Raw genomic sequence first — 4,045 nt, forward strand, 5'->3', positions numbered from 1 at the left:
CCGATCTTCGACCTCGTCGACTACGGCGTCGTCGGCGACCTCTTCCAGGTCGTGCCCCAGCTCACCGACGAGGTCGAGTCCCGCAAGGGCTGACCCCTCCGTCCCCGACAGCGTCCCGACGGTCCGGGGCCGTGTGGTGTGTACTCACCACACGGCCCCGGACCGCTTTCGATCACCATTGACGCAGATCCGACGGCCTTATAACTTCACTATACGGATTGTTGATTCCGGGAAGCGGAAACAACGTGACTGTGGAGGGTGTGGAGATGGGTCAGCAGGAGAAGGTGGCAAGGAGCCTCGCCGGTGCGGTCAGCGAGGAGATCAGCGCCTCTCTCACCGCGGTCGACGCCGAGCTCGCCCGTCGCTATCCCGGGGACCCGGGGACGCGCCAGCCGGTCCACACGGTCTACGTCCCCGGCGACACGTTCACCTCCGGCACCATTCGCTCGTGGGGCGACCAGGCGCTGCAGGCCCTCGACGAGCACGCCCCCGACGCGGGCGCGTTCGCCGCGGCCCTCGGCATCCCGGACGAACTCGCCGCGCCCGTCCACGACCGGGTGCGCGCCAAGCTGGAGCGCGAGCCCGTCGAGGACCTGCGCATCGACTTCGAGGACGGTTACGGTCCCCGCCCCGACGCCGAGGAGGACGAGGACGCGGCCCGCGCCGCCCGGCTCGTCTCGGAGGCGTACCGGGACGGTACGGCGGCCCCGTACATGGGCATCCGGATGAAGTGCATGGAGGCGGCCGTGCGCGACCGCGGCATCCGCACCACGGACGTCTTCCTCACCGGTCTGATGCAGGCGGGCGGGCTGCCCGACGGGCTGGTCCTGACCCTGCCCAAGGTGACGTACCCCGAGCAGGTCACCGCCTTCGTCCGGCTTCTCGAAGCGTTCGAGAGCGCGCACGGCCTACCGGCCGGCCGACTCGGCTTCGAGATCCAGATCGAGACCAGCCAGTCCATCCTCGCCGCCGACGGCACCGCCGCCGTCGCCCGCATGATCGACGCAGCGCAGGGGCGTGCCACCGGTCTGCACTACGGCACCTTCGACTACAGCGCCTGCGTCGGCGTCAGCGCCGCCTACCAGGCCAGCGACCACCCGGCAGCCGACCACGCCAAGGCCGTCATGCAGGTCGCCGCCGCAGGCACCGGCGTGCGGGTGTCCGACGGCTCCACCAACGTCCTTCCGGTCGGTCCCACCCACCAGGTGCACGAGGCCTGGCGGCTTCACTACGGCCTCACCCGCCGCGCCCTGGCCCGCGCCTACTACCAGGGCTGGGACATGCACCCGGGTCACCTGCCCACGCGCTATGCGGCCGTCTACACCTTCTACCGCGAGGGCCTGGAGCAGGCCGCCGCACGCCTTGCGGCGTACGTGGCCAAGGCCGGTGGCGACGTCATGGACGAACCCGCCACCGCCAAGGCGCTCAGCGGTTACCTCCTGCGCGGCATCGACTGCGGCGCCCTGGACACCGCCGAGGTCGCCCGTCTGACCGGGCTGACGCGCGCGGACCTGGACGCGTTCGCGTCGCCGCGCCGGGGCGGGCTCACGGTGACCGCGCCGTAACGGCGGAGCGCACACCGGCCGCAAAGCCGACCGAACGGCCGTCCGACGCGAGGGTCCCGCCCCTGCCGGACCGGTCGCTCGGCGGCGGTGCCCGGCGGTCAGGCGGGCGGCAGTTCGCCCGAGCCGCGGGGGATGAGCGTGGTGGGGATCTCGACGCGCGCCGGGGCGTGGTCCGCGCCGTCCAGGCGGTGGAAGAGGTGCTCGGCGGCGGTGCGGCCGACCGCGGCGGCGTCCTGCGAGATGACGGTGATGCCGAGCAGGTCGGCCAGTTCGATGTCGTCGAAGCCGACCAGGGCGATCCGGCGTTCCTGCTCGGCGAGGACACGCACCGCCGTCACCGTGACCCGGTTGTTGCCCGCGAAGAGCGCGGTGACGGGTTCGGGACCGGAGAGCATCTCCTCGACGGCGGCGCGGACCCGGCCGGGGTCGGTCGAGCCGAGGGAGACCCAGGAATCCTCGACCGCCGTCCCGGCGTCCGCCATGGCCGCCTGATAGCCGCGCAGCCGCTCGGTCGCGGTCTGGATGCGGGCCTGGTCGCCGATGAAGCCGATCCGGCGATGGCCGTGCGCGATCAGATGGGCGACGCCCTCGCGGGCGCCGCCGAAGCTGTCGGAGAGGACCACGTCGGCGTCGATCCGACCGGCCGGCCGGTCCACGAAGACGGTGGCGATGCCGGCCCTTATCTCCGGTTCCAGATACCGGTGGTCGTCGCCCGCCGGAATCACGATGAGCCCGTCCACCCGGCGCGCGCACAGGGCGAGCACCAACTCCTGCTCACGCTCCGGGTCCTCGGCGCTCGACCCGTTGATGAGCAGCGCGCCGTGCGCACGGGCGACCTCCTCGACCGCGCGGCTCAGGGGCCCGTAGAAGGGGTCGGCGAGGTCCTCCAGGACCAGGCCGATCGAGGCGGTGCGGCCCTTGCGCAGGACCCGTGCGCTGTCGTTCCGGCGGAAGCCGAGTGCCTCGATGGCTTCCTGGACCCGGCGTTCGGTGTCGGGCGTGACCCCGGGCTCGCTGTTGACCACACGAGAGACCGTCTTGAGGCCCACTCCGGCACGGGCGGCCACATCCTTCATGGTCGGCCGGTTGCCGTAACGGGTCTCGGAGTGACGGGCGGTCTCGGCCACGGTGCGCTGTCCTGTCGTCGGCGGGCGGTCCGGCGGTCTTGCGGGCGGTGCCGCGGAGAGGCCGGGGGCTGTGCCGTCGAGCATAGGCCCTGGACAACGTTGTCAGCTGAATGGAGACTGGGGAGACTGTTTACCGAAGCCGCAGGTCCCCGCCACCTACTCACGGAGCCGCACCGATGCTTACCGACCTCGTCGCCGCGCTGGACATCGGCGGCACCAAGATCGCCGCCGCGCTGGTGGACGGCGGCGGCGCGCTCCTCGTCCGGGCGCAGCGGCCGACGCCCGCCCGGGAGAGCGCCGAGACGGTGATGGAGGCCGTGGCGGAGGTGCTGGCAGAGCTGTCCGGATCACCGCTGTGGGGACGGGCGAGGGCCGTCGGGATCGGCAGCGCGGGCCCGGTGGACGCCTCGGCCGGCACGGTGAGCCCCGTCAACGTTCCCGGCTGGCGTGATTTCCCGCTGGTGGAGCGGGTCGGCGAGGCGGTCGGCGGTCTGCCGGTCGAACTGGTCGGCGACGGGGTCGCGATGACGGCGGCCGAACACTGGCTGGGCGCGGCCCGAGGCTATGACAACGCGCTGTGCATGGTCGTGTCGACCGGTGTCGGCGGCGGCCTCGTCCTCGGAGGAAGGCTGCACCCCGGTCCCACGGGCAACGCAGGGCACATCGGTCACGTCAGCGTGGATCTGGACGGCGATCCGTGCCCGTGCGGTTCGCGCGGCTGCGTCGAGCGCATCGCCAGTGGACCGAACATCGCGCGCCGGGCGCTGGAGGCCGGCTGGCGGCCCGGACCGGAAGGCGACGCCTCGGCCGCTGCCGTGGCCGCCGCCGCGCGCGCCGGGGACCGGATCGCCCTTGCCTCGTTCGAGCGCGCCGCGCAGGCGCTGGCCGCCGGTATCGCCGCCACCGCCACGCTCGTCGAGATCGACATCGCGGTGATCGGCGGGGGAGTGGCCGGAGCGGGCGACATCCTCTTCGCTCCACTGCGCCATGCCTTGAGCCGGTACGCGACGCTCTCCTTCGTCCGGCAGCTCACGGTGGCCCCGGCGGTGATGGGGACCGATGCGGGACTGGTGGGCGCGGCGGCCGCCGCGATCCGCGGGGGCGGGGGCGGAGCGGTGGCGGTCGAGGGGCTTCCGTCCGGATCGGGCCGCATCAGCGAGCGGGGTCCGGTGCCGGGGCACGCGAGCCCGGCGTGATCCGGGCGGGAGGCCCTCGTACGTCGGACACGCCGACGAGGTGCGCCGGACGCGCCGACGACACCCGATCGGCGGGGGGGGGGGGGGGGGGCGCCCCCCCCCCCCCCCCCCCCCCCCCCCCCCCCCCCCCGCGCCCCCCCCCACAACCCCCCACCCC

3 protein-coding genes are annotated in these 4,045 nt (G+C 73.6%); 2 read left to right on the plus strand and 1 reads right to left on the minus strand.

Annotated elements, in window-relative coordinates; translation table 11 throughout:
- Nucleotides 1–266: 266 nt before the first annotated feature.
- Entirely contained in the window at nucleotides 267–1,565 is a 1,299-nt protein-coding gene (locus ACIRP2_RS35435) for a DUF6986 family protein (RefSeq protein WP_404257924.1), read from the plus strand.
- Between the two features lie 98 nt (nucleotides 1,566–1,663).
- Here the strand turns inward: ACIRP2_RS35435 and ACIRP2_RS35440 are convergent, their stop codons facing one another.
- Nucleotides 1,664–2,692 (minus strand): LacI family DNA-binding transcriptional regulator, encoded by a 1,029-nt coding sequence (locus ACIRP2_RS35440; protein ID WP_404257690.1) that lies wholly within the window; start codon nucleotides 2,690–2,692, stop codon nucleotides 1,664–1,666.
- Nucleotides 2,693–2,868: 176 nt separating this feature from the next.
- Between ACIRP2_RS35440 and ACIRP2_RS35445 the strand changes: the two genes are divergently transcribed.
- Nucleotides 2,869–3,888 (plus strand): ROK family protein, encoded by a 1,020-nt coding sequence (locus ACIRP2_RS35445; RefSeq protein WP_404257692.1) that lies wholly within the window; start codon nucleotides 2,869–2,871, stop codon nucleotides 3,886–3,888.
- The last annotated feature ends 157 nt before the right edge of the window (nucleotides 3,889–4,045 follow it).

It is taken from the genome of Streptomyces sp. NPDC101194, assembly GCF_044767885.1.
Taxonomy (GTDB): domain Bacteria; phylum Actinomycetota; class Actinomycetes; order Streptomycetales; family Streptomycetaceae; genus Streptomyces.

Coding starts and splice junctions, on each gene's coding strand:
- ACIRP2_RS35435 (WP_404257924.1), top strand. CDS start 267: ATGGGTCAGCAGGAGAAGGTGGCAAGGAGCCTCGCCGGTGCGGTCAGC.
- ACIRP2_RS35445 (WP_404257692.1), top strand. CDS start 2,869: ATGCTTACCGACCTCGTCGCCGCGCTGGACATCGGCGGCACCAAGATC.